This is a genomic window from Sphingomicrobium arenosum (assembly GCF_026157085.1).
In the GTDB taxonomy this organism is placed as follows: Bacteria; Pseudomonadota; Alphaproteobacteria; order Sphingomonadales; family Sphingomonadaceae; genus Sphingomicrobium; species Sphingomicrobium arenosum.
Map to the genome: position 1 here is coordinate 249,596 of NZ_JANPVN010000001.1, position 26,759 is coordinate 276,354.

Annotated in this window: 30 protein-coding genes; 23 read left to right on the forward strand and 7 right to left on the reverse strand. The window is 63.4% G+C overall.

Annotated features, from left to right (window positions below):
• Positions 1 to 33 precede the first annotated feature (33 nt).
• The 17 genes from NUW51_RS01075 (at position 34) to NUW51_RS01155 (ending at position 11,574) form a co-directional block, all read left to right on the forward strand.
• Positions 34 to 315, forward strand: coding sequence for a phage fiber-tail adaptor protein (locus tag NUW51_RS01075; protein WP_265561931.1), 282 nt, complete (start codon positions 34 to 36; stop codon positions 313 to 315).
• Entirely contained in the window at positions 315 to 845 is a 531-nt protein-coding gene (locus tag NUW51_RS01080; RefSeq protein ID WP_265561933.1) for a head-tail connector protein, read from the forward strand. Before NUW51_RS01075 ends, NUW51_RS01080 begins: the two co-directional genes overlap by 1 nt.
• Positions 842 to 1,174: a head-tail adaptor protein gene (locus NUW51_RS01085; RefSeq protein ID WP_265561934.1), complete on the forward strand. Its 333-nt coding sequence runs from the start codon at positions 842 to 844 to the stop codon at positions 1,172 to 1,174. The genes NUW51_RS01080 and NUW51_RS01085 overlap by 4 nt, the downstream gene beginning before the upstream one ends.
• On the forward strand, positions 1,171 to 1,377 hold the full coding sequence (locus NUW51_RS01090; RefSeq protein WP_265561937.1) for a hypothetical protein: 207 nt from the start codon (positions 1,171 to 1,173) through the stop codon (positions 1,375 to 1,377). The genes NUW51_RS01085 and NUW51_RS01090 overlap by 4 nt, the downstream gene beginning before the upstream one ends.
• Positions 1,374 to 1,748: a DUF3168 domain-containing protein gene (locus tag NUW51_RS01095; protein ID WP_265561939.1), complete on the forward strand. Its 375-nt coding sequence runs from the start codon at positions 1,374 to 1,376 to the stop codon at positions 1,746 to 1,748. The genes NUW51_RS01090 and NUW51_RS01095 overlap by 4 nt, the downstream gene beginning before the upstream one ends.
• A 15-nt stretch (positions 1,749 to 1,763) precedes the next feature.
• A complete protein-coding gene (locus NUW51_RS01100) occupies positions 1,764 to 2,171 on the forward strand; it encodes a phage major tail protein, TP901-1 family (protein WP_265561941.1) in 408 nt (135 codons plus the stop codon).
• Positions 2,168 to 2,491, forward strand: a complete 324-nt coding sequence (locus tag NUW51_RS01105; protein ID WP_265561942.1) for a gene transfer agent family protein — start codon at positions 2,168 to 2,170, stop codon at positions 2,489 to 2,491. The genes NUW51_RS01100 and NUW51_RS01105 overlap by 4 nt, the downstream gene beginning before the upstream one ends.
• Positions 2,488 to 2,700 (forward strand): phage tail assembly chaperone, encoded by a 213-nt coding sequence (locus NUW51_RS01110; protein ID WP_265561944.1) that lies wholly within the window; start codon positions 2,488 to 2,490, stop codon positions 2,698 to 2,700. Before NUW51_RS01105 ends, NUW51_RS01110 begins: the two co-directional genes overlap by 4 nt.
• On the forward strand, positions 2,684 to 3,235 hold the full coding sequence (locus tag NUW51_RS01115) for a tail tape measure protein (protein WP_265561946.1): 552 nt from the start codon (positions 2,684 to 2,686) through the stop codon (positions 3,233 to 3,235). Before NUW51_RS01110 ends, NUW51_RS01115 begins: the two co-directional genes overlap by 17 nt.
• Positions 3,232 to 5,529, forward strand: coding sequence for a DUF2460 domain-containing protein (locus tag NUW51_RS01120; RefSeq protein WP_265561947.1), 2,298 nt, complete (start codon positions 3,232 to 3,234; stop codon positions 5,527 to 5,529). Before NUW51_RS01115 ends, NUW51_RS01120 begins: the two co-directional genes overlap by 4 nt.
• 1 nt (position 5,530) lies before the next feature.
• A complete protein-coding gene (locus tag NUW51_RS01125; protein WP_265561949.1) occupies positions 5,531 to 6,334 on the forward strand; it encodes a DUF2163 domain-containing protein in 804 nt (267 codons plus the stop codon).
• A complete protein-coding gene (locus NUW51_RS01130; protein WP_265561952.1) occupies positions 6,331 to 6,756 on the forward strand; it encodes an NlpC/P60 family protein in 426 nt (141 codons plus the stop codon). Before NUW51_RS01125 ends, NUW51_RS01130 begins: the two co-directional genes overlap by 4 nt.
• Positions 6,734 to 8,869 (forward strand): phage tail protein, encoded by a 2,136-nt coding sequence (locus NUW51_RS01135; RefSeq protein ID WP_265561954.1) that lies wholly within the window; start codon positions 6,734 to 6,736, stop codon positions 8,867 to 8,869. Before NUW51_RS01130 ends, NUW51_RS01135 begins: the two co-directional genes overlap by 23 nt.
• Before the next feature lie 13 nt (positions 8,870 to 8,882).
• Positions 8,883 to 9,347 (forward strand): DUF2793 domain-containing protein, encoded by a 465-nt coding sequence (locus NUW51_RS01140; protein WP_265561957.1) that lies wholly within the window; start codon positions 8,883 to 8,885, stop codon positions 9,345 to 9,347.
• Positions 9,348 to 9,508: 161 nt separating this feature from the next.
• Complete coding sequence (locus NUW51_RS01145; protein WP_265561959.1) at positions 9,509 to 10,372, forward strand: outer membrane protein; 864 nt, start codon at positions 9,509 to 9,511, stop codon at positions 10,370 to 10,372.
• A 127-nt stretch (positions 10,373 to 10,499) separates the two neighbouring features.
• Complete coding sequence (locus NUW51_RS01150; RefSeq protein WP_265561962.1) at positions 10,500 to 10,964, forward strand: OmpA family protein; 465 nt, start codon at positions 10,500 to 10,502, stop codon at positions 10,962 to 10,964.
• A 40-nt stretch (positions 10,965 to 11,004) separates the two neighbouring features.
• Positions 11,005 to 11,574: a superoxide dismutase family protein gene (locus tag NUW51_RS01155; protein ID WP_265561964.1), complete on the forward strand. Its 570-nt coding sequence runs from the start codon at positions 11,005 to 11,007 to the stop codon at positions 11,572 to 11,574.
• Positions 11,575 to 11,695: 121 nt separating this feature from the next.
• On the opposite strand, the gene uvrA is transcribed toward NUW51_RS01155, so the two are convergent.
• Together uvrA and thpR are read right to left on the reverse strand one after the other, a co-directional pair.
• Positions 11,696 to 14,632, reverse strand: coding sequence for an excinuclease ABC subunit UvrA (gene uvrA / locus NUW51_RS01160; protein WP_265561966.1), 2,937 nt, complete (start codon positions 14,630 to 14,632; stop codon positions 11,696 to 11,698).
• Positions 14,633 to 14,747: 115 nt separating this feature from the next.
• Positions 14,748 to 15,284: an RNA 2',3'-cyclic phosphodiesterase gene (thpR, locus tag NUW51_RS01165; protein WP_265561967.1), complete on the reverse strand. Its 537-nt coding sequence runs from the start codon at positions 15,282 to 15,284 to the stop codon at positions 14,748 to 14,750.
• Between the two features lie 136 nt (positions 15,285 to 15,420).
• Between thpR and NUW51_RS01170 the strand changes: the two genes are divergently transcribed.
• Together NUW51_RS01170 and NUW51_RS01175 are read left to right on the forward strand one after the other, a co-directional pair.
• Positions 15,421 to 16,164 carry a Bax inhibitor-1/YccA family protein gene (locus tag NUW51_RS01170; RefSeq protein WP_265561969.1) on the forward strand — a complete coding sequence of 248 codons (744 nt, stop codon included), beginning with the start codon at positions 15,421 to 15,423 and terminating at the stop codon, positions 16,162 to 16,164.
• Between the two features lie 95 nt (positions 16,165 to 16,259).
• The gene (locus NUW51_RS01175; protein ID WP_265561972.1) at positions 16,260 to 16,556 is read left to right on the forward strand and encodes a hypothetical protein; all 297 of its coding nucleotides are present in this window, start codon (positions 16,260 to 16,262) and stop codon (positions 16,554 to 16,556) included.
• Between the two features lie 11 nt (positions 16,557 to 16,567).
• Here the strand turns inward: NUW51_RS01175 and NUW51_RS01180 are convergent, their stop codons facing one another.
• The 5 genes from NUW51_RS01180 to NUW51_RS01200 form a co-directional block, all read right to left on the reverse strand.
• Positions 16,568 to 17,203, reverse strand: a complete 636-nt coding sequence (locus tag NUW51_RS01180; RefSeq protein ID WP_265561973.1) for a glutathione S-transferase family protein — start codon at positions 17,201 to 17,203, stop codon at positions 16,568 to 16,570.
• 14 nt (positions 17,204 to 17,217) lie between these two features.
• Positions 17,218 to 18,870: a M28 family peptidase gene (locus NUW51_RS01185; protein ID WP_265561975.1), complete on the reverse strand. Its 1,653-nt coding sequence runs from the start codon at positions 18,868 to 18,870 to the stop codon at positions 17,218 to 17,220.
• A gap of 69 nt (positions 18,871 to 18,939) precedes the next feature.
• Positions 18,940 to 20,988: a S9 family peptidase gene (locus tag NUW51_RS01190; RefSeq protein WP_265561977.1), complete on the reverse strand. Its 2,049-nt coding sequence runs from the start codon at positions 20,986 to 20,988 to the stop codon at positions 18,940 to 18,942.
• Positions 20,989 to 21,067: 79 nt separating this feature from the next.
• Positions 21,068 to 23,425 (reverse strand): ATP-dependent Clp protease ATP-binding subunit ClpA, encoded by a 2,358-nt coding sequence (gene clpA, locus NUW51_RS01195; protein ID WP_265561979.1) that lies wholly within the window; start codon positions 23,423 to 23,425, stop codon positions 21,068 to 21,070.
• A 74-nt stretch (positions 23,426 to 23,499) separates the two neighbouring features.
• The gene (locus NUW51_RS01200) at positions 23,500 to 23,694 is read right to left on the reverse strand and encodes a DUF1192 domain-containing protein (RefSeq protein ID WP_265561981.1); all 195 of its coding nucleotides are present in this window, start codon (positions 23,692 to 23,694) and stop codon (positions 23,500 to 23,502) included.
• Between the two features lie 68 nt (positions 23,695 to 23,762).
• On the opposite strand from NUW51_RS01200, the gene NUW51_RS01205 reads away from it, so the two are divergent.
• The 4 genes from NUW51_RS01205 to NUW51_RS01220 all read left to right on the forward strand — a co-directional run bounded on the left by NUW51_RS01205 (position 23,763) and on the right by NUW51_RS01220 (position 26,757).
• Entirely contained in the window at positions 23,763 to 24,752 is a 990-nt protein-coding gene (locus NUW51_RS01205) for an NAD(P)H-quinone oxidoreductase (RefSeq protein WP_265561983.1), read from the forward strand.
• A gap of 103 nt (positions 24,753 to 24,855) precedes the next feature.
• The gene (locus NUW51_RS01210) at positions 24,856 to 25,563 is read left to right on the forward strand and encodes a DUF1013 domain-containing protein (RefSeq protein WP_265561985.1); all 708 of its coding nucleotides are present in this window, start codon (positions 24,856 to 24,858) and stop codon (positions 25,561 to 25,563) included.
• A 32-nt stretch (positions 25,564 to 25,595) separates the two neighbouring features.
• Positions 25,596 to 25,850 (forward strand): exodeoxyribonuclease VII small subunit, encoded by a 255-nt coding sequence (locus NUW51_RS01215; RefSeq protein ID WP_265561987.1) that lies wholly within the window; start codon positions 25,596 to 25,598, stop codon positions 25,848 to 25,850.
• On the forward strand, positions 25,840 to 26,757 hold the full coding sequence (locus NUW51_RS01220; protein ID WP_265561988.1) for a polyprenyl synthetase family protein: 918 nt from the start codon (positions 25,840 to 25,842) through the stop codon (positions 26,755 to 26,757). The genes NUW51_RS01215 and NUW51_RS01220 overlap by 11 nt, the downstream gene beginning before the upstream one ends.
• The last annotated feature ends 2 nt before the right edge of the window (positions 26,758 to 26,759 follow it).

Genomic DNA, 26,759 nt, shown 5'->3' on the forward strand with positions numbered 1-26,759 from the left:
CGCTGACCCACGTATCCTAGCGGAGAATAGATTATGACGCTGGTCCTGAAGGATCCCGGCGCCAAGCTCGACTATCTGGTCGACTGGGGCGCCGACTATCTTGGCGAGGATGTCGTCGCCGCAAGCCATTGGGCGATATCGCCCGAGGAAGAGGGCGGTGTCGCAATCGTAGGCGAAACCTTCGACGACGCCAGTGCGACGGTCACCGTGGCCGGCGGGGTCGCGGGGCGACGCTATCGTTTAAGCAACCGTGTGACGACTTCGAGCGGGCGGGTGGATGAACGCTCGCTCCTCCTGCGCGTGGAGGAGCGGTGATGGCAGTGGAGATGAAGGTCGGCCCGTTGGTCGTCGGGTTGAGCGAGGCCCAAGCGTATGTGCGCGTCGAAGATGGCGAAGAAGAAGCGTTGCTGGCGGGGCTCCTGCGCTCAGCGCAGTCGGCCTGCGAGGACTTTCTCGGCTATGCTCTTCTTGAACGGGCCTTCAGCGAGGTCGCCGCCGCCAGCGTGGCCTGGCAGCGGCTCGGTACCATGCCGGTCCGGGCGATCGACGAGGTGTCTGCGCTCTACCCCGATGGTGGTACCCAGCAGATCGCACCCTCGCGCTATGCAATCGATATCGATGGCGACGGTGTCGGCCGGGTTCGCATCGTTGGGCTGATGGACGCGCAGCGCGTGAAGGTGAGCGGCCACGCGGGGATGTATTCAACGTCGAATGACGTGCCCGAAGCTATCCGTCAGGGCATCATTCGATTGACCGCACATTATTTTGCCCATCGCGACGGTGATGGAGCGGCACCGAGCGCGGTGCTCGCCCTGTGGCGACCGCATCGGCGAGCCAAGCTGTGAACGCGCGCGAATTCGCAGGCCAACTGCGGGAAAGGGTCACCATCGAGGCGCCGCTTGCCGAGCGGAGCCCCACCGGCGTGCGGACGGGCGAGTGGGTGGAAGTCGCGCGCTGCCTGGCGTCGATCCGCCTTCAGGGAAATGGTCCGGAAGCCGAAGGCATGGCGCTGTCCGCAATGGCCCGGTTCGTCGTGACGATCCGCTGGCGCGAGGGCCTGGCGGTCGGCCAGCAAGTGCGATGGCGTGGGGGGCGAATGATCATTCGTCAGCTGCGCGACGACCCGCGACAACCCGACCGGCTGGAACTGTATTGCGAGGAGTTGAGGCAATGATCGATTGGGGGAAGGCTGTCCTGACGCGGGGGCGGCGCGCTGCCGAGATCGAGGCGCTGCGGATCGCCGCAGCCCTGGCAGGAGAGGCACCCGACATGACGGTAGAGCATAAGGGCGATGTCGTGCGGATGCGCGGGCCGCGCCTGTTCAATCGAATGCTTCATTCGACGTCGCTGCGTATCGCCAGGCGGTGGGGCCGATGAGTGCGGGAGCTGCGCTGCAGGCCGCCATGGTTGCTGCGCTCGGCGCGCTGGAGGAGGTCACCGGCATCTATGATGGCCCACCCGCGCGCGCGACCTTCCCGTATGTGGCCGTAGATGCGCGCAATGAGCGCGACTGGGGTCATAAGACCGGTGTGGGGCGCGAAGTGTATGCCGCCGTGACCTTGTGGGACGAGGAGCCGACGCGGCTGGAGCGGATCGGCGGGGCGATCGAGCCCGCACTGGCAATGATGAATGCCCCTGCAGAATGGCAGCTGGTCGGGTTCGATTTCGCGCGGCGCAAGGTGAGCCGCGATGTCGCAGGGCCATGGGCGATGACATTGGATTTCAGGGCGCGCCTGTTGGCGCAGTAGGAAAGGATCGAGGACATGGCGGCTGAAAAGGGCAATAATTTCCTGTTGAGGATCGGCGATGGCGGCGTGCCCGTGACCTATGCGACGGTGGCCGGTCTGAAGACCACCAACCTGTCGATCAACGGCGATGCGGTGGCAATCACCAACAAGGACTCAGGGGGCTGGCGCGAGCTGTTGTCGGGCGCGGGGGTGCGCTCGGTCGCGGTATCGGCGAGCGGCATCTTCACGGGGTCCAGCGCGGAGGCGCGACTGCGCGGGCTCGCGCTGGGTGGCGAGATCGACGATTTCGAATTGAGCTTCGAGAGCGGGGAGAAGATGCAGGGTCGCTTCATGATCGCTCGGCTAGATTATGCGGGCGATTACAACGGCGAGCGGACTTATTCGGTCGCGCTCGAAAGTTCGGGGCCGGTGTCGAGCCTGTGACGTCGGCGAGAGGCGCCAATGAGGCGCGAGGCGAGGCGGCGTTTCGCGTCGGCGATGCGACGCTTGTGCTGCGTCCAAGCTTTGAAGCTCTGGTGGCTGCCGAAGAAGAGCTCGGGCCGCTTTTCGCTTTATGTGATCGGGCATCTGAGGGGCGCGTGTCGATTGGCGAACTGGCGATCCTGTTCGATCACCTCAGTCGTCATGCCCGTCCCACGGCAGTCGACCGGGAGGCGATCGGAAACGCGCTGGTGACGGGCGGATTGGCGGCAGCGATGCCAATCCTGCGCACCATCCTGGTTCAGATCCTGCAAGGACGGTGACCCGCTTTACGCCACGCGCGGCGCGGCTTTTTGGCTTGGCGGCACAGCAGTTCGGTTGGCCGCCCGATGTCTTTTGGAAGGCGACGCCTGCCGAACTGGCTTCTGCTTTGGGGTTGGATCTTGAGGCTGGCGGGCTGGACGGCGCCGCGGTGGCAGGGCTGCGCGCGATGATGACCGAAAAGGAGGTCGAACATGGCCGAGGAACTTGACGAATTGGTCGTGCGGGTCCGCGCCGATACGCGCGCGGTAAAAAGCGAACTCGATGCGGTTCGGCGCGATGTCGAAGGGCCGTTCGCGGCTGGCCTCGACCAGCTCGGCGGGCGACTGGAGGCGGTATTGGCGCGTGCGGTTCGCCGCGGAAAGTTCGGTTTCGACGATCTGAAGAAAGCGGCGCTGTCGGCGATGAACTCGATTGCAGCAGCCAGCTTGCGGGCTTTGATTCCGAGTGGCCAGACAGGCGGGATCAACCTGGGATCGTTGCTGGGCGCGGCGCTGGGCTTGCCCGGGCGGGCGACGGGCGGGCCGGTCAGTGCAAAGACCCCCTATTTGGTTGGCGAACGCGGGCCCGAGATGTTCGTCCCCGAGCAGGCCGGGCGCATCGTGCCGAGCGCTGGCGGTCAGCGCGCCAATGTCGCCGTGTCGATCAAGCTCGATGCACCCCGCGAACAGACGGTACCGCAAGCACTGTCGAGCAGCCGGCGACAACTTGCTGCGGCGCTTGGACGAGCGGTGCGCGGCGCATGATCCGCCACTGGCTTACGCGACCCGGCGAGCATCTCGAGAAGGGCTGGCTGAAGCGCTTCGATCCTGAGCATTGGACGGTCGATTTCCCGCGTGGGACGATTGCCTGCATCGTCACGGGTACGGACGGCCACTCGTTGGAGGTCGAGGCGGAGTTTTTGCGGCGCGGTGATCTCGTGGGCTTGATCTGGGAAAGCGAGGATCGCTGGTCGCATCCAGCCCATGCTCGCGCGACGAGCCGCGATTACTCGGGCACACGCCTTTCCTTTCGCTGGCAGTCCACGGGCCTCATTGGGCTCGACCAGCCGAACGGTCCGACGCTCACCATCGAGGGGCGCGATGCGCAGGGCGTGGCGAGAAGCTGGTACGTACGATTGTGGAATTATGCAGAGGGGACGGCTCAAAATGCTCGGATAGAGCTCGACTTCGATAGCCTCGCCGGAGGTTGGGCAGCCGATGACCCGGTCGCGGCAGGCGACATCGAGCGTCTGTTCGTCAGCCTGGCGCCGCATGACTATGCGGCTGGCGACGATAGTATCAGGACCGCGTCGGCAACCGGCACCCTGATGATTTCGGATATCGTCTGTGCTGGGCCTGGGAGCGTTATCGAGGTCGGTTCGAGCTGGCAGCCCGATCACGGGTTCGGTGCCTGTAGCGCCTATGACGATCTTTACCACTTGCCACCTTCACGAGTAGCCGAAGCGATCGACCGGTTGGGATTTGGACAGCTGGTCAATCATTATGTCGGCATGAGCCATTACATGGCGCTGGGCGGTGACGGACGAGTCGACTCGGCCAAGGGCATGAACGGGCCGGCGCTGCATTGGCACGAGGCATATGCCGCAGCACTCGCGGCGCGTGGCCGTACACCGATCTGGTCGATCTCCTACGAAATCCTCGCGCAATTTTGTCCGGAGGCTTGGGCTCAACGACGTTCGGATGGTGCCATGGGGCTGACCGGCTGGTCGCCTCCGTCGGCCCTTGTGTCACCGTGCAGTGAAGCGGCGATCGGCTATCTCGGTGACATCATTGAGGAATTGCTGGGACTATCGGCGGGCGCTGGATTGTCGCCCATGATGCAGATCGGCGAGCCATGGTGGTGGATCGACAGCGATCGCCAGCCCTGCCTCTATGATGCGAGCGCGCAGTCGGCTTTCGAAGGTCCGATGCCGCTGGTCCACGATGTGACCGACGTGATGAGCAGCGAGCAGATCGCGCTCCTCGATTGGGCGGGTGAGAAGCTCGCGGCTTCGACCGCGGCACTTGTCGCACGAGCAAAGGTCGCGGCGCCGCAGTGCGAGACGCACCTTCTCGTCTATCTGCCCTCGATCCTCGATCCGGACGCTCCCGAGCTCTCGCGGGCGAACCTGCCGGTCGAGTGGGCTGCGCCAGCCTTCGACAAGCTTCAGATCGAAGATTACGACTGGGTGACGTCGCAGGTCGCGCCGACGCGGCGCGAGACCGCGTGCGCAGCGGTCGAAGAGCGCCTCGGCTACCCGCCGGACCGACAGCATTACCTGGCGGGCTTCGTGCTCGAAGAGGAGGGCGCGCCCGACGAATGGCGGCGGGTCATCGCCGCCGCCGCCGATGCGCGAGCCCGCCAGGTCGACGAGGTTTTCATCTGGGCACTGCCGCAGGTGCTGCGCGACGGTGTGACCATATTCGAAACGGAGGATGGTACCATGCAGGACGTCGCGGACGTCGACTTCCCCATCGCGCTAGGCAGCGATGTCAGCGTGCGCCCGGGCTTTTCGACGCAAGTCGTCGTCAGCGCCTCGGGACACGAATATCGTAATGCCGACTGGCAGCAGGCGCGCAACGAATATGATGCCGGGCCGGGAGTGCGGAGCGAAGCCGAGCTACAGGTCCTGCTGGGATTCTTCCGCGCGCGGCGGGGGCGGGCCGAAGGATTCAGGTTGCGCGATCCATTCGACCACCGATCGGGAAGCAGCGACGTCTCACCATTCGATCAGGAGATCGGAACTGGAGATGGGGCAACCATGCGCTTCGCGCTCACAAAAGGCTATGGGGAGGGTGAAAAGCGCCGCATCACGCGTCCTGTCACTGGAAGCGTGAGGGTCGCAATCGACGGGATTGAACAACCTTGGGGCTGGACGCTTTCGGACAAGGGATATGTTGATTTCGACAGTGCCCCAGCAACGGGCGCCGTCGTGACCGCGGGTTTCCAATTCGACGTGCCCGTGCGGTTCGCCTCCGACCAACTGGAGATCAACCGGGCCACCTTCATGGCCGGGGAAGCGCCCAGCGTTCCGCTCGTCGAAGTGCGGGAGGGTTGAGATGGGGCTTCTCGATGCCACGCCTAGCCGGCTGGCCATGTGTTGGACGCTCGAGCGAAGCGACGGCGCGGGCCTGGCGCTGACTAGCCACGATGCCGCGCTCGATCATGATCGCTATCGGCTCGAACCGGGCGGTGCCATCACGCCCCATTCGATTGAACGCGAAGCGGGCGCATCGCAGCGCCGCGACGACATCGAAGGAGCGGTGAGCAGTGCGGCCCTTTCGTCCGACGACTTGATGGCCGGACGATGGGACGGCGCGGCTGTTGCGCTGTTCGGGGTGGACTGGGAAGAAGCGGGCGAGCGGATCGATCTGATGCGAGGCACGATGGCGGGTGTCGAGAAGATCGGCGACCGCTTCGAAGCGAGCCTCGCTACCGCTTTTGCCAAACTCGACCGCCCCGCCGGGCCCGAAACCAGCCCTCTGTGTCGGGCAAGACTTGGAGATGCCAAATGCCGCGTCGATCTGGCAGGGCGTCGTGCTATCCTGTCCGTCGTCTCGATCGACGATCATCGGATCGAGCTCGATACGCAAGACATGGACGACTTTGTGTTCGGAGAAATCCGTTGGTTGTCCGGCCCCAATCGCGGTCTGCGTTCGATCATTATTAAGGGCGAGGGGAGCGGCGTCGACTTGCAATCGCTGCCGCCGTTCGCACCGGTCCCAGGTGATCGCGTCGCGGTAGTGCATGGCTGTGACAAGACTTTTGCCACCTGTGTGGCGCGCTTCGACAATGCGCGGAACTTTCGTGGCGAGCCGCATCTGCCGGGGGCCGACCTCCTGAGCCGATACCCGGGCGCATGATCGACCCGGTCGAGCGTGCACGCGCGCTTGTCGGCACACCCTTCCGATTGCAAGGGCGCGGGGGAGGCGATGGCATCGACTGCCTTGGCCTCGTGCTCGACGCTTTCACGATCCCTTCGGCTGCCTTCCCTCGAAATTATGGCTGGCGCGGGCATGACCGCGCAACGTTCGAGCGAGCGGCTAGGCAATTTTTCGAGCACATTTCTGAGCAGACCGCTCGACCGGGCGACGCGGTGGCTTTCGCGCTGCCCGGTCGGCGTCATCACCTCGCGATTATGAGCGATCGCGGTTTCATCCATGCCGACGCAGTGCGTCGAAAAGTTGTCGAGCGATCGGGCACCTTCGGGGCACCCGCGATTGGCGCCTTTCGACGCCTGGACTCAGACAAGGGAGATTGCCGTGGCAACGCTCGTTCTCAGTAGCGTCGGTCAAGCGCTTGGCGGCCCGCTAGGGCAGGCCGTGGGCGCGCTTGTCGGTCAACAGATCGACCAGCGATTGTTTGCAGGGCCAGGGCATGAGGGCCCGCGGCTGGGCGACCTGTCTGTGCAAGGGTCGCGTTACGGCGCGGTCATCCCTGCAGTGCATGGGCGCATGCGTGTCGCCGGGACAATCATTTGGGCGACCGAGCTTGAGGAGTCGCAAGTCGTCACCGGGGCGAAGGGTCAGGGCGATCGCACGACCTATAGTTATTCCGCCAATTTCGCGGTGGCGCTGTCTTCGAAGCCTGGCGCGAGCGTCGGGCGAATTTGGGCGGATGGCAGGTTGCTTCGCGGTGCCCTAGGCGATCTCAAAGTCGGCGGGCTGTTGCGCATCCATAATCAAGGCGAATTGCAGGATCTCGACCCGCTGATCGGGTCAATCGAGGCAGCAGCACCGGCATATCGCGATATGATGGTGGCAGTCTTCGAAGGACTTGAACTAGCCGAATATGGCAATCGAATTCCGATGCTGACCTTCGAGGTCATCGCCGAGGGCGATATGCGGATCGGCGCGCTGATCGAAGCCGCGAGTGAAGGATTGGTGACGGCGTCGGGCGATGAGGTGATAACGGGATATGCGCTGCATGGCACTTCGATGGAGCGCGCGCTGGAGCCGCTTCTCGCCCTCGCCGGTATGGCTTTGAGCGATCGCGGAGGGCGGTTGGATTGTACCAGCCCTGCCAATCCAATTAAGGTCGGCAGTGACGAGGAGGGATGTGGGGCAGAGGCGCCTGTCGCACGGCGGATCGATCAGATTGTGGGCTTCGAGCAGCTCCCGTCAGATCTCTTTCTCGACCATTATGACCCTGACCGCGACTTTCAGGCCGGACGCAGTCACGCAAGGGCTGTAGGCGGGAGACGCGTCGTCGAGCTTCCGGTCGCCATTGCGCTGAAGGCGCTTGATGCTCGATCTTGGGCGGAACGCTCGATTTTGAAACGCTGGCGCGAGCGGCGGTCGATCGAGATCAGCCTGCCTCCATCTTTCCTGACGCTGACACCTGGCGACCTGTTGGAATTTCAAGGAGAGACAGGGCAGTGGCGCGTCATCCGCGTCAGGCTGGAGGGATTTGTCGTTAAAGCGCGCATTGTGGCTCACGCGACTTCGTCGGCAATGCCATCGATAAGCGACAGCGGGCGTTTCCTGCCGGTTCCGGATTTCGAGCAATCGAAGACTGAAGTCACTCTCATCGAGCCTCCGGATCTCGATGGTTCCGGGAAATGTTGCGTGCTCGTCGCAGCAGCGAGCGCCAGCCCCGGGTGGCGAGCAACTCCCCTAGAGATTGAAGTCGGTGCGATGCAGTCGGTTGCAAGCAGTGCCGCACTCGAAAGCGTCACAGGTTTTGTTGACGGAACATTGGGTACCGCCTCGGCGGCGATCTTCGATCTGGAGAATGTCATCCATGTGAATCTGGTAGAGCCCAACTGCCCGCTCCTGTCGGTAGAGGATCAACAGCTCTTCGCGGGCGCTAATCTCGCAATGATCGGCGGCGAGGTTCTGCAATTTGGAAACGTGGAGCAGGTCGCGCCCGGACGGGTGCGTCTGTCGCGATTGCTACGAGGACGGGATGGCAGCGAGACGGCGATTGCGGGCCATGGTTCGAACGAGGCCTTCATCCTGCTCGATCCAGCGAGGCTTGCGAAAATCGACATGTCGCCCGAGCAGGTTGGCAATAGGGTCGCGGTCCGCGCGACTAGCACAGCCGACGCCGATGCCGCTCCGTCGGAGATTATTTTTCGTGGGCTTGGCTCGCGTCCGATTTCGCCTGCTCATTTGCGGGCAAGGAAAGAGGATGGGGCCATCCATATCAGCTGGGTACGGCGCAGTCGAAAAGGCTATGCCTGGCTCGATGAGGTCGATGCCCCACTGGGTGAAAGCCGCGAACTCTATCTTCTGACCGTGTCGGGAACGAGCGGAGCGTTTGCGGTCGAGACCAGTCAGCCTATCGCCGTGTTTTCGGCAGACGACATCTCCCCCCTCGGGGAGGGGGCGCTCAATATCAGCTGCGCGATGGTCGGTGACTGGGGCCGATCGACCGCGGTGACCATCGTCATTTAAGGAGGCTTTCATCATGAACGATACCAACCGTCTTGGGCTGCCGCTCTTGGCCACAGGGCAGGCCCAGAAAGACGTGACACATAACGAGGCCCTGGTCCTACTCGATCTGCTTGTCCAACCTGTGGTGAATTGCCCGCCCCTTATAGTCCCGCCCTCCAATCCGATCGAGGGCGAATGCTACCTCGTCGCTCCGAGCCCGAGCGGAGCCTTCGTCGACCATGGAAATGCAATGGCGACTTACACCGGAGGCGGCTGGCGATTCGTTCAACCCACTGAAGGTTTTCACTGCCGGCGCGGTGACACAGATGGGGGTTACGTATTTCGCGGCAATGTTTGGGCGGAGGTAGGCGGCGAAACGCATGCAATTGGCGCTGCGATCTCCTCTCCGGCGGGTGGTGGGTCTGTGGACGCCGAAGCCCGCGCCGCCATCGACGCTATTCTGGCAGTGCTTCGTGATCGTGAAATCATCGCAATATGAATAATTTGCTCCTTCGTTTCAGTACGTTGCCGCTCCAGCTATCCCCCATTGATGCAAAAATGCAACAGTGATGAGATGATGCGCTTGCACTCGTGTTGGCAGGAACATAAAGTCGCAAGCGCGTTTTTATTGGAAATGCGTATCTGAAAGGGGACTCTCTTATGCGGAAGCTTGCCATCTCGATGGTGCTCGCTTCTTCGATGCTCGCCACGCCTGCGCTTGCGCGCGACAAGGCTTGGTATGTCGGCGTCGAAGGCGGCGTGATGAAGGTTGAAGACTTGGATCTCGGCCTCACCGTTACTGACAATACTGATCCGGACGCGCCGGTCCTGATCGATAGCGAAGCGTGGAACGACTACGGCACTGGCTTCGATGTCGACTTCATCGCGGGTTACGATTTTGGCATGATCCGCGCCGAAGTCGAACTCGGCTACAAGCAGAGCGATGTCGATTACACCGAACTTCCGGGTCCGATCGGCGTGACCTTCGATGAGCCGGGTGATGTCTCGGTTTATTCGGCCATGGCGAACCTGCTTCTCGATTTCGGCGGTGATGAAGGCATCAATGGCTTCGTCGGCGGCGGTATCGGTCTTGCGAGTGTCGAGCATGACCTCGACCTCGACGGTGTTACGTCGTTCAGCGAAAGCGACAGCACCTGGGCTTGGCAGGGTCTGGCGGGCGTTCGTTTCCCGCTCAGCAATGCTATCGATCTGGGCCTGAAGTATCGCTACTTCCACACCGGCGACATCGATTACACGCCGGCCGTTGCTGCGCCGTTCTCGAATGCTGCGCTGACCGACGGCCAGTTTGAGTCGCACAGCCTTCTGGCGAGCCTGATCTTCAACTTCATGCCGGCAGTGGCGCCTCCGCCTCCGCCGCCGCCGCCGCCGCCGCCGCCGCCGCCGCCGCCTCCGGCGACGGTGACCTGCCCGGACGGCACGGTGATCCTGGCGACCGAGCAGTGCCCGCCGCCTCCGCCGCCGCCGCCGCCGCCGCCGCCGCCGCCGGAACCCGAGCGCGGCTAAGGCCCGGGAGGCTTCGGCCACCAAAAAGAAGGGAGCCTGCCATCGGCAGGCTCCCTTTTTTTGCGTTGCAAGCCGACGGGTCGTATCTCTAGACTAGAGACCAGCTGAAGCCGGGGGAGGCGAGATCATGGACCTGCTTTTTCTATCGTTTCTTGTCGCTCATTCGGGGACGCTCAGCGAGCCGGTGCGCTGCGATGATAATCGGATCGTCGCCGAGCGCGGACTTTGTGAGACGCCTGCGCTAGTGCCGGGCCCCTACATGATTTTCTTTCGTTGGGGCGGCGCCAACGTCGATCGGGACGCGCAGTCGATCCTCGACACGGTCGTACGCATGATGGTGGAAGGCGACGGTTCTTATAAAGTCGCCTTGACCGGATATAGTGATCGGTCAGGTCCAGCGGCAGTCAACAAACGGATTTCGCGCCAACGCGCCTTGGTGGTCCGAGACCTGCTGTTGGAACGCGGAGTTGAGGCTGATCGGGTCGTGGTCCGCGATGGCGGCGGCGAGGCAGGATTGCTAGTTCCGACTGCCGATGGGGTGCGCGAGGCGCAGAACCGCCGCGTCGAGATCCACTTCATACGGATCGATTGAGGACTGTCGTCGTTGAAGGCGGCAGACAAGGGGATCATCTATGAAATTTGTCTGCGGCCTCACGGCACTGTCTTTTTGTCTCGCGGCTTGCAGCGGAGATGCTGCGGAAGACCAGCCTACCGAAAGTAGCGGCGACCGCGGAGCGCTGGTCATCGCCCCGCAGAATGCGGACCTTCGCTCCGTCGAAGGAGGGAGCCTCGGTACGGTGAGCTTCCGTCAAGACGCCAATGGTGTCACGCTGTCCGTCGAGGTCGGTGGTCTCAAGCCCGGATTGCACGGTGTACACCTTCACGAAGCTGGTATCTGCGAACAACCCGACTTCAAGTCGGCCGGCGGCCACTGGAATCCTACTGGTGCCGAACATGGACGCGACAATCCGATGGGTTCCCATCTAGGCGATCTGGCGAACCTACAGGTCGGTGAGGACGGCACCGGCCGCGCGGATTATCTCGTTCGTGACGTCATGATCGACAAAGGCGAGTGGGTTTTGTCGGATCGAAATGGGACAGCGCTGGTCGTTCACGCTGCTGCGGACGACTATGTTAGCAATCCGGCTGGCGATGCTGGTGCACGGGTTGCCTGCGCGGTGCTTGCGGCGCCATCCACTTGATTGTCGGAAAGGCTTGCGCCGCGGCATGAGCTGAAGTTTGATTGACTGCTTGCTGCAGGCTACGAAGCTATTGTCGCCACGCCGCGAATGATGGTGAGCTCGAGCCCGACCCGGAATGGCCTCACTCTGCCGTCGCTAGCACTGCTGCACTGCGCGCGTTTGATTTTGCGCCTTTCAGCATCGGAGCGAGATAATGGCCGGTGTAGCTTTCAGCGACTTTCGCGACTTTCTCGGGCGTGCCTTCGGCGACGATCGTGCCGCCATTGACGCCACCGCCGGGACCGAGGTCTAGGATATGATCGGCGGTCTTGATGACATCGAGATTATGCTCGATGACCACGACCGTATTCCCCTGCTCCACAAGCGCGTGCAACACTTCGAGTAGTTTGCGCACATCTTCGAAGTGAAGGCCTGTCGTGGGCTCGTCGAGGATGTAGAGCGTTCTTCCGGTGGCCCGCTTGGACAACTCCTTGGCCAGTTTCACCCGCTGCGCCTCGCCGCCCGAAAGTGTGGTCGCCTGCTGTCCCACCTTCACATATCCAAGGCCGACGCGTTGGAGCATCTCCATCTTGTCGCGGATCGAGGGAACGGCCTTGAAGAACTCGACCGCGTCCTCGACCGTCATGTCGAGGACGTCGGCGATGGATTTTCCTTTGAAGGTGACCTCGAGTGTCTCCCTATTATAACGCTCGCCGTGACAGACATCACAAGTGACATAGACGTCGGGAAGAAAATGCATCTCGATTTTGAGAAGGCCATCGCCTTTGCAGGCCTCGCACCGTCCGCCCTTCACGTTGAAGCTGAAGCGACCCGGCTTGTAGCCGCGCGCCTTGCTTTCGGGCAGTCCGGCGAACCAGTCGCGGATTTGGGTGAAGGCGCCGGTGTAGGTGGCAGGGTTCGAGCGCGGCGTACGCCCGATGGGCGACTGGTCGATGTCGATCACCTTGTCGAGGTGCTGAAGGCCGTCAAGCCGATCGTGCTTGCCTGACAGGATTCGCGCGCCATTTAGGGCCCGGGCCGAGGCGGCGTAGAGCGTATCGATCGTAAAGCTCGACTTGCCTGAGCCCGACACCCCCGTGACGCAGGTAAAGGTGCCGAGCGGGATCGATGCGGTGACATCTTTGAGATTGTTGGCACGGGCACCCTTCAGCGTCAGTTTCTTGCCGTTGCCCTTGCGACGATTCTGCGGCACCGCGATCTCGCGACGGCCCGACAGATAGTCGGCAGTCAGGCTATCCTCACAGGCCATGATCTCTTCGAGCGTGCCCGAGCAGACAACTTCCCCACCGCGCACGCCCGCGCCGGGGCCCATGTCGATGACATGGTCGGCCGTCCGGATTGCATCCTCGTCATGCTCGACCACGAGCACCGTATTACCGAGTTCGCGGAGGCGCTTGAGGGTTTCAAGCAGGCGATCATTATCGCGCTGATGCAAGCCGATCGAGGGCTCATCGAGCACGTAGAGTACACCCGACAGGCCCGAACCGATCTGGCTGGCAAGGCGAATGCGCTGGCTCTCGCCGCCCGACAAGGTGCCCGAGGTTCGGTCGAGGTTAAGATAGTCGAGTCCGACATTGTGCAGGAAGCCGAGGCGCTCATTGATCTCCTTCAGAATAGGCGCGGCGATTTGCTTCTGCTGGTCGGTAAGGCTTCCTTCGACACTGCCGAACCACTCAACCGCATCGACCACCGAGCGTCGGGCCGAGAGCGAAATGTCCTCGCCGGCGATCTTGACTGCGCGAGCTTCCGGCTTGAGGCGCGCACCGCCGCAGGTTTCGCAGGCGTGGGCGGCCTGATATTTTGACAATTCCTCTCGCATCCACGCGCTTTCGGTCGTGCGCATGCGACGTTCGAGGTTGCCGATCACACCCTCGAACGGCTTTTTCACCTCATAGCTTTTCTTGCCGTCGACGAAGCGCAAGGTAACGGGCTTGCCGCGCGTGCCACGTAGGATCACCTGCTGCGCTTCTTCGGGAAGGTCCGCCCAAGGCGTTTCCAGATCGAAATCGAAAGCGCGCGCGAGGCTACCCAGAACTTGCATATAATAGGGCGAGGGGGGCTGCGACTTCGCCCAGGGCACGACCGCGCCCTTCTTCAGCGACAAGCCATGATTGGGCACGACGAGATCCTCGTCGAACTCCATCATCTCGCCGAGCCCATCGCAGGCGGGGCAGGCGCCTTGAGGGGCGTTGAAGCTGAACAGGCGGGGTTCGATCTCGCTGATGGTAAACCCCGACACCGGACAGGCGAACCGCTGCGAAAAGACGATGCGGCCGGGAACGCCATGATCGAGCTTCATCCCTGATTTGGTGACAGTTTCGTCCTCGGTGACGGGTGCGTCGACCGGATCGAGATAGGCGAGGCCGTCGGCCAGTTCGAGCGCGGTCTCGAAACTGTCGGCGAGACGCGCCTCGATCCCCGGCTTGATCACGATCCGGTCGACCACGACCTCCACGTCATGCTTATATTTCTTGTCGAGCGCCGGGGCCTCGTCGATCGAAAAAACCTCGCCATCGATGCGAACTCGCGTGAAGCCGGCTTTCTGCCACTCGGCCAGTTCCTTCTTATATTCTCCCTTGCGCCCGCGCACGACCGGCGCGAGCAGCAGGTGGCGCGACTTTTCGGGCAGCTTCATGGTGCGGTCGACCATCTGGCTGACCTGCTGCGCCTCGATCGGTAGCCCCGTGGCGGGGGAATAAGGCACGCCGACGCGCGCCCACAGGAGGCGCATGTAATCGTAAATTTCCGTGACCGTCGCGACCGTCGATCGCGGGTTGCGGCTCGTCGTTTTCTGCTCGATTGAGATAGCGGGCGACAGGCCATCGATATGCTCGACATCGGGCTTCTGCATCATCTCGAGAAACTGGCGCGCATAGGCACTCAGGCTCTCGACGTAGCGGCGCTGCCCTTCGGCGTAGATGGTGTCGAAGGCGAGGCTCGACTTGCCCGATCCGCTGAGGCCGGTGATGACCGTCAGGCTCTCGCGTGGAATGTCGACGTCGACGCCCTTCAGATTATGTTCGCGCGCGCCGCGCACGCTGATGTTGGTGAGCGCCATATCGATATTCTCGTTTTGTTCTTTTCCGTCGTGCTAGCCTATCATGGCTAACGGGCCAAGCCCCGATGTGGGTTCATCGCGCGCGGAAACAAGGCAGTCGTCGCCATCGCGCTGCCTAGCCGACAAGCGGCTGGTCGAGCACCGCTGTGTAACTTGGCCCTCGTTGCGAGAGGCGGCTCTCGAATAAAGTGAAATGATCGAGGCGAACCGAGTTGCTCGACAAACCCGCCCAGCGCTCGGCCCATGGCTGCGCGTCGATCGGCCCACCCGACCAGCGCGCCAGCGTGATGTGCGGCAGATAGGCGCGCCGTTCGGGTTGTAGTCCGCAGCGCTGGAGTGCGCGGTCGACCTTGTCGTGAAGCGCGCGAAGCGGTTCCTTGGGCGCGAGCCGAGCGAACAGGGCGCCGTGCCGTTGATGATCGAAGACACCGACCCCATCGATGTGGACTTCGAGCGACGGCGCGCGCATTCCTTGCAGCGCCTCGGCCACGTCCTCGGCCATCGGCCGTTCGATCTCGCCGATAAAGCGCAGCGTGCAGTGGAGATCGTCTTCCGGCACCCAGCGAATCCCCTCGGGCCCGCCTTCCATCGCGGGCGCCACGGCCTCGATCAACGGTTCGGGCAGCAAGAAGGCGACAAACAAACGATGCATCTCCGGCTTTCTAACGAAAAGCCTTCGTCGACACGACCGGTTTTGCTTGAAATCGGAGCGCATCGGCCCGATATTCTTCGATGGAACCATGTCACATTCAGCTCATCCCCTGGGGGGAGGGCGGAGAGGAGAACAAATGGCTAATCAGTTCGACGAGCGCACGCGCATGGGGATGGACCCCGCCGCGACGACCAGCGTCCCGCGCGCCGCGCGCGATGCGGGTCTGCGCAAATATATGCTCAGCGTCTACAATTACATGGCGTCGGGCGTGCTCCTGACGGGCATCGTGGCGATGCTGTTCTACAGCTCGGGCATGGCGGCCGATGTCTTCATGGGTGGCGGCATCCTGCCGTGGGTCATCATTCTCTCGCCGCTCGCCATCATCTTCGCGATGAGCTTTGGCCAGAACCGGATGTCGACCGCAACGATGCAACTCCTCTTCTGGAGCTTCGCGACGCTGATGGGCCTGTCGATGAGCACCATCTTCCTCGTCTACACCGGCATCTCGATCGCCCAGACCTTCTTTGCCGTGACCGCCGCTTTCGCGGGGCTCTCGCTCTACGGCTACACCACCAAGAAGGACCTCTCGGGCTGGGGCACCTTCCTCATCATGGGCGTGGTCGGCCTCCTCGTCGCGATGCTGCTCAACGCCTTTGTCTTCCAGTCGGGCACGATGAGCCTCGTGATCAGCGCCATCGGCGTGCTGATCTTTGCCGGCCTCACCGCCTATGACACGCAGAAGATCAAGTCGATCTATCAGTATGTCGCGCGCGATGCCGACATGATGCAGCGGGCCATCATCATGGGCGCGCTCAACCTCTATCTCGACTTCATCAACATGTTCCAGTTCCTGCTCAGCTTCATGGGCAGCCAGGACTAGTCGTTCGAGAACAAACAGAAAGGGGCCTGGAGGCAGATGCTTCCGGGCCCCTTTTTCTTTACCTTCGGGCAAGCCGGCCCTGCTAGGACGGAAGGATGATCATTTCCCTGCTCCTCGCGCTCGCCACGCCCACGCTCCATGTTTCCGGTGACGGCGGGACTGCGACGCTGCGTCCCACCGCCGGACGCCCCGCGGTCACCGTCAACGGCAATTATCGCGTGACCGCCACAGGCGCGCGCGGGTCGGACGATGTCACGCTGAAGATCGAACAGCGCGTCAAAGGCCGCTGGATGGTCCTCCAGACCCAGTCGGTGACGCCCGCCGATATCGGTGGCGGCTTCACCACCACCACCGAAGACGGCGGCACGGTCAGTATCCTGATCGCCGACTAAAGGCGTCCCGCTCAGCCGCCTTGTGCGGCCTGCATCTCTTCCATCAGTTTCATGTCGATCGCCCGCGCCTCGCGATGCGCGGGCCGATCGGTGACGCGCTCCGCATAAGCGCGCAATAACGCCCGGTCCTCGACCGTGCCGAACTGCAATCCCCAGCTGACCGCGCTGCCGAGATAGACGTCGGCCATGGTGAAGCGTGCGCCCGCCGCATAGTCGCTCTGCGCGAAATGCTGCTCGAGCACATCCATGACGAGGCCATAGTGGCCGTAACCGATCATCCCGCGTTTTTGCGGATCGTCGGGGACTTCGAAGCCCATGGCGCGGTTGGTGACGGCCTGTTCGAGCGGCCCGGCAGCAAAGAATAGCCAGCGCCAATAGGCGGCCTGCTCATCGTCCCTCGGAGCGAGGCCGGCATCGGGATGCGTTTCGGCGAGATAATGGCAGATCGCCGCGCATTCGGTCACGACCTTGCCGTCATGGACGATCGCCGGGACCTTCCCCATCGGATTGATGTCTCGTTGATAGTCGCCCTTCATTTCCTCGCCGTAGCCGATCACCTTCGCCTCATACTCGGCGCCGACCTCGTGCAGCGCCCAGCGCACGATCCCGCCGCGCGACATGGGGTTGGTGTAGAAGGTGATCGCCATGGCTCGGTCCTATCCTAGTCGCGCTCGTCCGCACTCGCGTCGCGCAGCGCCCTGAACTCGCTGCCCACAGCCCAGTTGGGCCACATCGTCCCATTGGCGAGCCGTTCACCGACGCGGTGGATGAGCGTGAGGTCGGCGGCAATGCCGTCGAAGCGCCAGTCCGACGACCATTCATCGCTCGCCTGGTGATAATGGTTGGCGACATATTCGCGCGCCAATTCGGTCGCGCGCGCCGCGCCGCCCTCCGTCAACTGCTGGCCCGAGCGATAGCTCACCGCAGGCACGCCGACCTGCGCGAAGGCGAAATGGTCCGAACGGAAGAAGCCGCCCGCCTCGGGACGCGGGTCGGGTGCGAAGCTGCGACCCAACGCCTCGCCTTCCTCGACGAGAAGGTCGAGCAAGCCGAGCCGTGCGGTCCCACTGATCGAGAAGTCGCTCGCCGGACCGAACACGCCAAGGCTGTCGGTATTGAGGACCCCGACCGTCTTGCCGAGCGGATAAAGCGGATTGGCGGCATAATATTTGGAGCCGAGCAGACCCTTTTCCTCCGCTCCGACGGCGAGGAAGACGAGACTGCGTTTCGCCCCGCCCACCTCGGCGAAGGCGCGCGCCTGTTCGATGAGCGCGGCGGTGCCTGTCGCATTGTCGAGCGCGCCATTATAGACTGCATCGCCTTCTTCGGCGGGGTCCTCGACGAGGCCGAGGTGGTCGTGGTGCGCGGTGAAGACGACATATTCGTCGGGCCGCTCGCTCCCCGGCAGCATGCCGACGACATTCTTGGCCGCGATCTGCTCCTGCCGCGCAAGCAGCGTGGCGTCGATCGTCGCGCCCAACGCCATCGGCTGGAAGTCCTTGCGCTGCGCCGCTGCCTTGGCCGCGGCATAGCTGGTGCCCGCCGCCGCAAAGACGCGCTCGGCCAGATCGAGATGCATCCAGCCCTGCATGCCCGAATGTGCAGCTCCAGGGTTCTCGCGCACGATGTCGAACGTCTGGTCGTTGCCGTTGGCGACGACACCCCATGGATAGCTGGCCGGCTCGGTCTCGTGAATCACCAGCACGCCCGCCGCGCCGCGCCGCGCAGCCTCTTCATATTTGTAGGTCCAGCGGCCGTAATAGGTCATTTCCGGCCCGCCGAAATCGCCTTCGCCGCCCTCGAAATCGGGATCGTTGACGAGCATGACGAGCACCTTTCCGGCAAGGTCCTGGTCCTTGTAATCCGACCAGCCGCGCTCGGGCGCATGCGTGCCATAACCGACGAAAACGAGCTCCACGTCCTGCAATTCGACCTGCGCCTCGCCATTGATCGGCGCGCGGATCGCGAGCTCCTCATTCTGCGTGAGCATCACGTCTTCGCCGCCGATATTCATCTCGAGCAGCGGCGTATCGACCATCGTCGAGCGCGCGAGGATGACGTCCTGCGTCCACTTGCGGCTGCCGTCGGCGCGAAGGTCGCCCCCGGGCTGGAGGCCCGCAGCGGCAAAGGCGCCCGACAGATAGGCGACCGTCTTGTCCTCGCCCGGCGTGCCCGGCGCGCGGCCCTCAAACCAATCATCGGACATGGTGCGCACATGGGTCGACAGCCGCTCGACCGAAAAATCGGGGTCGTGGGCGAGGGCGGGGCTTGAAGCGAGGGCCAGCGCAGAGGCGCCGAGAAACAGACGGATCATGGTCGGGTCACTCCTGGATAAAAGGGTCGACCCGACCATAAGCGCTAACCTACGAAAGGGAAGGTGCCCCTAGTCGCGGTGTCGATATTTGTCGAACCAGGCGATCACCGCCGCTGTCTTGGCCGCTTGCTGCGACGGGCTCATCGTCAGGTCGCTGTGGCTCGCGCCCGGCGTCACCATGAGCGCGGTATCGACGCCGCGCAGTTTTAGCGCGCCATAGAATTGCTCGGCCTCGCTGCGCGGGGTGCGATAATCCTCGTCCGACACGATCATCAGCGTCGGGGTATTCACGCTTTCCATGTTCGCCAGCGGCGAGCGGTTCCAATAATCCATCGGCCGCTCCCACGGTTCGCCCGCCATCCAATAGCGTCCGAAGAAGCCGACACCATCGCTCATCAGCGCCATGCTGGTCCAGTTGATGACCGGCTTGTAGCTCGCGGCCGCCTTGAACCGGTCGGTCTTGCCGACGATCCACGCCGTCAGGATACCGCCGCCTGAGCCACCGGTGACGAACAGATTGTCGGGATCCGAATAGCCCGCCGCGATGGCGGCATCGACCGATGCCATCAATTCGTCATGGTTGGAGATCGGATAATTGGCCTCGATGCGCTGCGCGAATTCATTGCCATAGCCGGTCGATCCGCCGGGATTGGCAAAAACGGTCGCATATCCCGCCGACGCATATTGCTGGTAATCCGACGAGAAATAGGGTGCGTAAGCGGCATAGGGTCCGCCATGGATCTCGAGGATCGTCGGTACCCGCGTGCCCTCGCGATAGCCCGGTGGCAGCACGATCCATGTCGGGATGACCGTCCCATCGGCCAGCCGTACATCGATCGCCCGCGTCTCGCCCAGCGCCTTGCCGGACAGGAATATGTCATTGAGCGCGGTGAGGCGCTGCATTCGCCTGCCGTCATAAAGAGCAATGTCGGTCGGCCGCGTTGCCGACCCGGTGGTGAAAGCGATCCGCCCGTCTTCGGCAACGCTCCACTGCCCACCGCCATAGGGCCGCGAATAATAGGTGTCGACGAGGTCGATCGGCAGCGCGCTCAAGCTGCCCTCGCCGCGCGTCGAGACCTCGGCGACGCGATAGCCGCCGTCCTCCTCATAGCCCGCGAACAGGCCGGCATCGGTCCATTCGAGGCTATCGAAGCTCAGGTCGACATCGGCAAGAATGCGTCGCTTGCCCGAACCGTCGGCATTCATCAGGTAGAGCGCATTTGGATTGTAGGCGAGCGCATTGTCGTCGAAACCGAGATAGGCGACCTGCCGTCCGTCAGGAGAGACCTGCGCATTGCCGTCAGGGCCGTGGCGATCCGTCAACGCGCGAATATCGCCGCTGGCGATATCGACTGCGTAAATCTCGCTATCGCGTGGATCGAGCTCCCAATCGTCCTCGCGGTTGCCCGAGATCAGCAACGTGCGACCGTCGGGCGTCCATTCGATGCTGCCGCCATGATGCCGATCCCCGTGCGTCAGTCGCCGCGGCGCGCCGCCGTCGGCATCGATCACGAACAGCTGCGTATAGCCGGTCTTGAGATAGCCCGCACCGTCGTATCGGTACCTGACCTTGTCGGTGATCCGCGCTGGTGCTGCCCAATCGGCCCCTTCGGGCGGGGTCAGCGGCTTGCCCAGCTTCACGCCGTCGCCAGGCACGTGCGCGCTGTAGGCAAGGCGTCTCCCATCGGGCGACCAGGCCATGCTCTGCGGCGGCTCGGCCATGGTGGTGAGCGCGCTCGACAGGCCGGTGCCAATCCAATGCACCATGAGCGTCGGTGGCCCGTCGCCGTCGCGCGCCACATAAGCGATCCGCTCGCCGTCGGGCGACCAACGCGGGCTCGAACCCGACGCCAGCGCCACTTCGCGGCCACTCGCCACGTCGATGATCCAGATACGGCTATTCACCCCATCGGTCATGATGTCGTTGCCGCGCCGCACATAGGCGATGCGCCTGCCATCGGCGCTGATCTGCGGATCGCTGCCGATCGTCAGGTTGAAGAGGTCGGCGCCGGTAAAGCGCGTGTCGGGGATGCCGGTGGAGGCACTGTCCTGCGCGGCGACCGGCTGGACCGCGAGCAATGCGGCGGCGAGGGTGAGCGAAAGACGAGTGAAATGCATATGTCGGCCCCCTGATTGTCAGGGGGCCGACACAAGCATGGATCACGGTCGGGCGCTAGGGGCGGGCGCGATGCCGGGCTCAGCCCTCGCTCTTGCCCTCTTCCTTCTTTTCCGACGCGTCCTTCTTGGCGGCGGCTTTCTTCTTCGGCGCCGCCTTCTTCTTAGGCTTGGGCGGGGTCGGCACGATCTCGAAGTTCGGCGCACCATCCTTCAGATGCACCTTGACCTCGCCGCCATCCACGAGCTTGCCGAACAACAGCTCTTCGGCGAGCGGCTGCTTGATCTTCTCCTGGATGAGACGCGCCATCGGGCGGGCACCATAAAGCTTGTCATAGCCCTTCTCGGTGAGCCACTCGCGCGCATCCTTGTCGAGTTCGATGGTGACGCCGCGATCTTCCAGCTGCATTTCGAGCTGGAGGATGAACTTGTCGACCACGCGCGCCACGACGGCGGGCGGCAGATAGCCGAACGGCACCACCGCATCGAGGCGATTGCGGAATTCGGGCGTGAACATCTTCTTCACCGCCTCGTCCTGCGCATCCTCGCGCGACAGGTTGCCGAAGCCGATCGATTCCTTGGCCATGTCGGCGGCGCCCGCATTGGTCGTCATGATGAGGATCGTGTTGCGGAAATCGACGGTCTTGCCGTGGTGATCGGTGAGCTTGCCGTTGTCCATCACCTGCAACAGGATGTTGAACAGGTCGGGATGCGCCTTCTCGATTTCGTCGAGGAGCAGCACGCTGTGCGGGTTCTGGTCGACCGCGTCGGTCAAGAGCCCGCCCTGATCGTAGCCGACATAGCCCGGGGGCGCACCGATGAGGCGGCTGACCGCATGGCGCTCCATATATTCGCTCATGTCAAAACGCTGCAGCGGGATGCCGAGGATGCTCGACAGCTGGCGCGCCACCTCGGTCTTGCCGACGCCGGTGGGGCCGCTGAAGAGATAGTTGCCGATCGGCTTGTCGGGATCGCGAAGACCCGCGCGGCTGAGCTTGATCGCCGAGGACAGCTTCTCGATGGCGAGATCCTGTCCGAAGACGACACGCTTCAGGTCCTGCTCGAGGTTTTCGAGAACGCGCTTGTCGTCGGACGACACGCTCTTCGGCGGGATGCGCGCCATGGTCGCGACCACCGCCTCGATGTCGGCGACGTTGATCGTCTTCTTGCGCTTGTTCTCGGGCTTGAGCATCTGCATCGCACCCACCTCGTCGACCACGTCGATCGCCTTGTCGGGCAGCTTGCGGTCGTTGATGTAGCGGTTCGACAGCTCGACCGCCGTCTTGATCGCATCGGCGGTATATTTGACGCCGTGATGCTCCTCGAAATTCTCCTTGAGGCCCATCAGGATCTGGATCGTCTCGTCGACCGTCGGCTCGTTGACGTCGATTTTCTGGAAGCGCCGCAGCAGCGCGCGGTCCTTCTCGAAGTGGTTCCGGAACTCCTTGTAGGTGGTCGAGCCGATGCAGCGGATCGCCCCCGACGAGAGTGCCGGTTTCAACAGGTTCGAGGCATCCATTGCCCCGCCGCTCGTCGCGCCAGCGCCGATCACCGTGTGAATCTCGTCGATGAAGAGCACCGCATGCGGCATCTTTTCGAGTTCGTTCACGACCTGCTTCAATCGCTCCTCGAAATCGCCGCGATAGCGCGTGCCGGCAAGTAGCGCGCCCATGTCGAGCGCATAGATGACGGCCGGCTCAAGGACTTCGGGCACTTCACCATGCACGATCTTGCGCGCCAGCCCTTCGGCAATCGCCGTCTTGCCGACACCGGGATCGCCGACATAAAGCGGGTTGTTCTTCGACCGGCGACACAGGATCTGGATCGTCCGGTCGACTTCCTCGCCGCGACCGATCAGCGGGTCGATCTTGCCGTCCTTGGCCTTCTGGTTGAGGTCGACGGTGAACTGCTGGAGCGCGCTTTCCTTCTTGTCGCCCGAGCTCTTGGTCTCGGTCGGGCCGTCATTGCTGTCATCCTCGGGCTCGATGCTCGAGGACGGCTCGCCCTTGCCAACGCCATGGCTAATATAGGTCACCGCGTCCAATCGGCTCATGTCCTGCTGCTGGAGAAAATAGACCGCATAGCTCTCGCGCTCGGAGAATAGCGCGACGAGGAGGTTGGCGCCGGTTACTTCATCGCGGCCCGAGCTTTGCACGTGCAGGATCGCGCGTTGGACCACGCGCTGGAAACCGCTCGTCGGATTGGGGTCGGTCGCGCTGTCCGAAACCAGCGCGCCCAGTTCGGCGTCGAGATATTGCTTCACCGTGGCGCGCAACTCGTCACGATCCACCCCGCAGGCGGTCATCACCGCGGCGGCATGATTGTCGTCGATGAGCGCGATGAGCAGATGCTCGAGCGTCGCATATTCGTGGCGGCGCTTGCTCGCCTCGCCAAGCGCGTTGTGCAGCGTCTGTTCGAGTTCGCGGGCGAAACTGGGCATGAATTCAATCTCCTTACCCGATCAACATCGGAACGGTGGGGTAGGGGTTCAAGAGCGAGAGGCTCGGCAGCGCTTCAACCTTTCCTGAACAACGCGTCGGCGGCCGACATGTGGCTCGTCTTGCCTGCCTTGTGGCTCGTCACGCGGTCGATCTCGGCCTGGAGGCGGCGAATGCGGGCGTCCAGTTCCTCGACACTATAGGGATCGAGATCCTCTTTCCCCAATTCGACGATCGGTTCGCCCGGCTTGAAATCGTCTTCTTCATCCATGGCTCCAGCGTTGACCCGCCGGAATGCGCTGTCAATAAGGCGACTCAGGCCATTTTGGGGGTGAGACGATGGCGAGTGACCTGCCCGAGACGATGCGTTGCGTGATCAGCCCCGAGCCGGGCCAGCTCGAGCTGGTCGAACGGCCGCTTCCCGTCCCCGGTACCGGCGAATTGCTCGTCAAGGTCGCTGCCGCGGGCGTCAACCGCCCCGACCTCCTACAGGTGAAAGGCGTCTACCCGCCGCCTCCAGGCGCTACCGACGTGCTCGGCCTCGAACTTGCGGGCGAGGTCGTGGCGCTCGGCGAGGGCTGTGGGACCGCGCTCGGCACGCGCGTCTGCGGCCTCGTCGCGGGCGGTGCCTATGCCGACTATTGCCTCGTCCCCGAAGGCACCGCGCTCCCCGTCCCCGAAACGCTGTCGATGGCAGAGGCCGCCGCCATGCCCGAGACGCTCTTCACCGTTTGGACCAACCTGTTCGAGCGCGGTTTTGCCGCCGAGGGCGACATCGCGCTCGTCCACGGCGGCACCAGCGGCATCGGTACCATGGCGATCCTGCTGTGCCGCCTCTACGGCGTCACCATCATCGTCACTTGCGGCAGCGAGGAAAAGGTCGAGGCGGCATTGGATGTCGGCGCCCATGCCGCGATCAACTACAAGACCGAAGACTTCGTCGACCGGGTGAAGGACATCACCGAGGGTCGCGGCGTCGACATCGTGCTCGACATGGTCGGCGGCGACTATGTCCCGCGCAATCTGTCCTGCATGGCCGAGGAAGGGCGCCACGTCTCGATCGCCTTCCAGCGCGGGGCCGAGGCGACCATCCCCATCGTCCAGCTCATGCGCCGCCGCCTGACGCTCACCGGCTCGACGCTGCGCGCGCGCTCCTTGCGCTTCAAGACGATGGTGGCCGACGAACTCCGCGGCACCGCCTGGCCCTTCGTCGAGGGAGGGCGGCTGAAGCCCGTGATGGACGAGCGTTTCCCACTCGCCGAGGTCGAAGCCGCGCACGCCCGAATGGTGGCGGGCGACCATGTCGGCAAGATCGCATTGATCCCCTGATCCAAGCCGACTTGAACAAGCGGCAAGAAAGGCGTAAATCGCTTCCCAACATAACCGGCCGCTCCGAAAAGGGGCGGCCCTTTCTATTTCTGAGGAGCCGAAAATGGCCGAACAGCCCAAGCCCCTGATGCCCAGCGCCACCGCCAGCTGGCTGGTCGACAACTCATCGCTGAGCTTCCGCCAGATCGCCGAATTCTGCGGCCTTCACGTCCTCGAAGTGCAGGCCATCGCCGACGAGACCGCTTCGACCAAGCTCACCGGCCGCGACCCCGTTCGCGCCGGCGAACTCACGCATGAGGAGATCGAGAAGGGCCAGGCCGACGAGAATTACGATCTCAAGATGCACAAGGCCCCCGATCCCATGACCCGCACCAAGGGCCCGCGCTACACGCCCGTGTCCAAGCGGCAGGACAAGCCCGACGGCATCGCCTGGATCATCAAGAACCACCCCGAGGTGACCGACGGGCAGATCAGCAAGCTGATCGGCACCACGCGCAACACCATCGGCAACATCCGCGACCGCAGCCACTGGAACATGGCCAACATCCAGCCCAAGGATCCGGTCACGCTCGGCCTGACGACGCAGCGCGAACTCGATGCCGCCGTCGCCAAGGCGCAGAAGGAAGCGGGCACCGCCGCCGAGGTCACCGACGTCAATCTCGCGCATGACCGCGACGCGCTCATCAACGAGCTGCGCAAGGAACGCGAACAGGCTGCCGCCGATGCCGAAGCCGCGCTCAAGGCCGAGGAAGAGGGCGAGGACACCCGTCCCGAGATCGTCCCGGGCATCAAGGATCCTTTCGCCCGTTGATTGCGGCTCGCTGACGCGCCATGGTCGCTAGCATGACCGAACCGACCCACACGCCGGTGGCCGACATGGCCTTCGAAGACGCGCTCGAGGAACTCGAGGCGATCGTGCGCCGGCTGGAGAGTGGCGATGAGAAGCTCGATGCTTCGATCGCCCTTTTTCAGCGCGGCGAGGAGTTGAAAAAGCATTGCCAGGCCCGGCTCGACGATGCCCGCGTGCGGATCGAGAAGATCACCGGCGGCGAGGGCGGAAACGCCCCCTCGGGCACCGAGCCTTTCGATGCCGGCTGAACCGATGGTGCAGCCGACCGCCAGCCTGCTTGAGGAAGCGGGGTATACCGCCGCCGCCATCGACGAGTTGTTCAAGGAATTGCTCGCCAGTCCCGGCGATGCCCGCGACCCGCTCTACGAAGCGATGTGTCATGCCGCGATCGACGGCGGCAAGCGCATGCGCCCCTTGCTCGTGCGCGCCGCCGCCCGCCTCTTCGATATTGACACCGAACGCGCGCTTCGCGTCGGCGCGGCCATCGAGGCGATCCACGTCTATTCGCTCATCCACGACGACCTGCCGTGCATGGACGATGACGACCTTCGCCGCGGCAAGCCCACGCTCCACAAGGCCTATGACGAGGCCATCGCCGTTCTCGCTGGCGACAGCCTTCACGACCTCGCCTTCGGCATCCTCGCCGACGAGGCGACCCATGCCGACGCGAAAGTGCGCTGCGACCTCATCGCCGAACTCGCTCGCGCCGCCGGCCCCTCGGGTATGGCGGGCGGGCAGGTGATGGACCTTGAGGCCGAAAAGGTCGGTGACCTCGACCTCGACGACATCACTCGCCTCCAGCAATTGAAGACCGGCGCGCTCATCGAATATTGCATCGAGGCCGCCTGCATCATGGCGAAAAAGGACGCGCAGGACCGCACGCCCTATCGCGGCTACGCCCGCAACGTCGGCCTCGCCTTCCAGATCGCCGACGATCTCCTCGACGTCGGCGGCGACGAGGAAAAGGCCGGCAAGCGCCTCCACAAGGACGAAGACGCCGGCAAGGCCACCTTCGTCAGCCTGATGGGCGAGGACCGCGCCCGCGAACAGGCGCAACTGCTCGTCGACCAGGCCATCGAACATCTCGCCCACCACGGCGAGGAAGCCGACCTTTTGCGCGCCATCGCCCGCTATTCGATCGAGAGGGACCGCTAGTC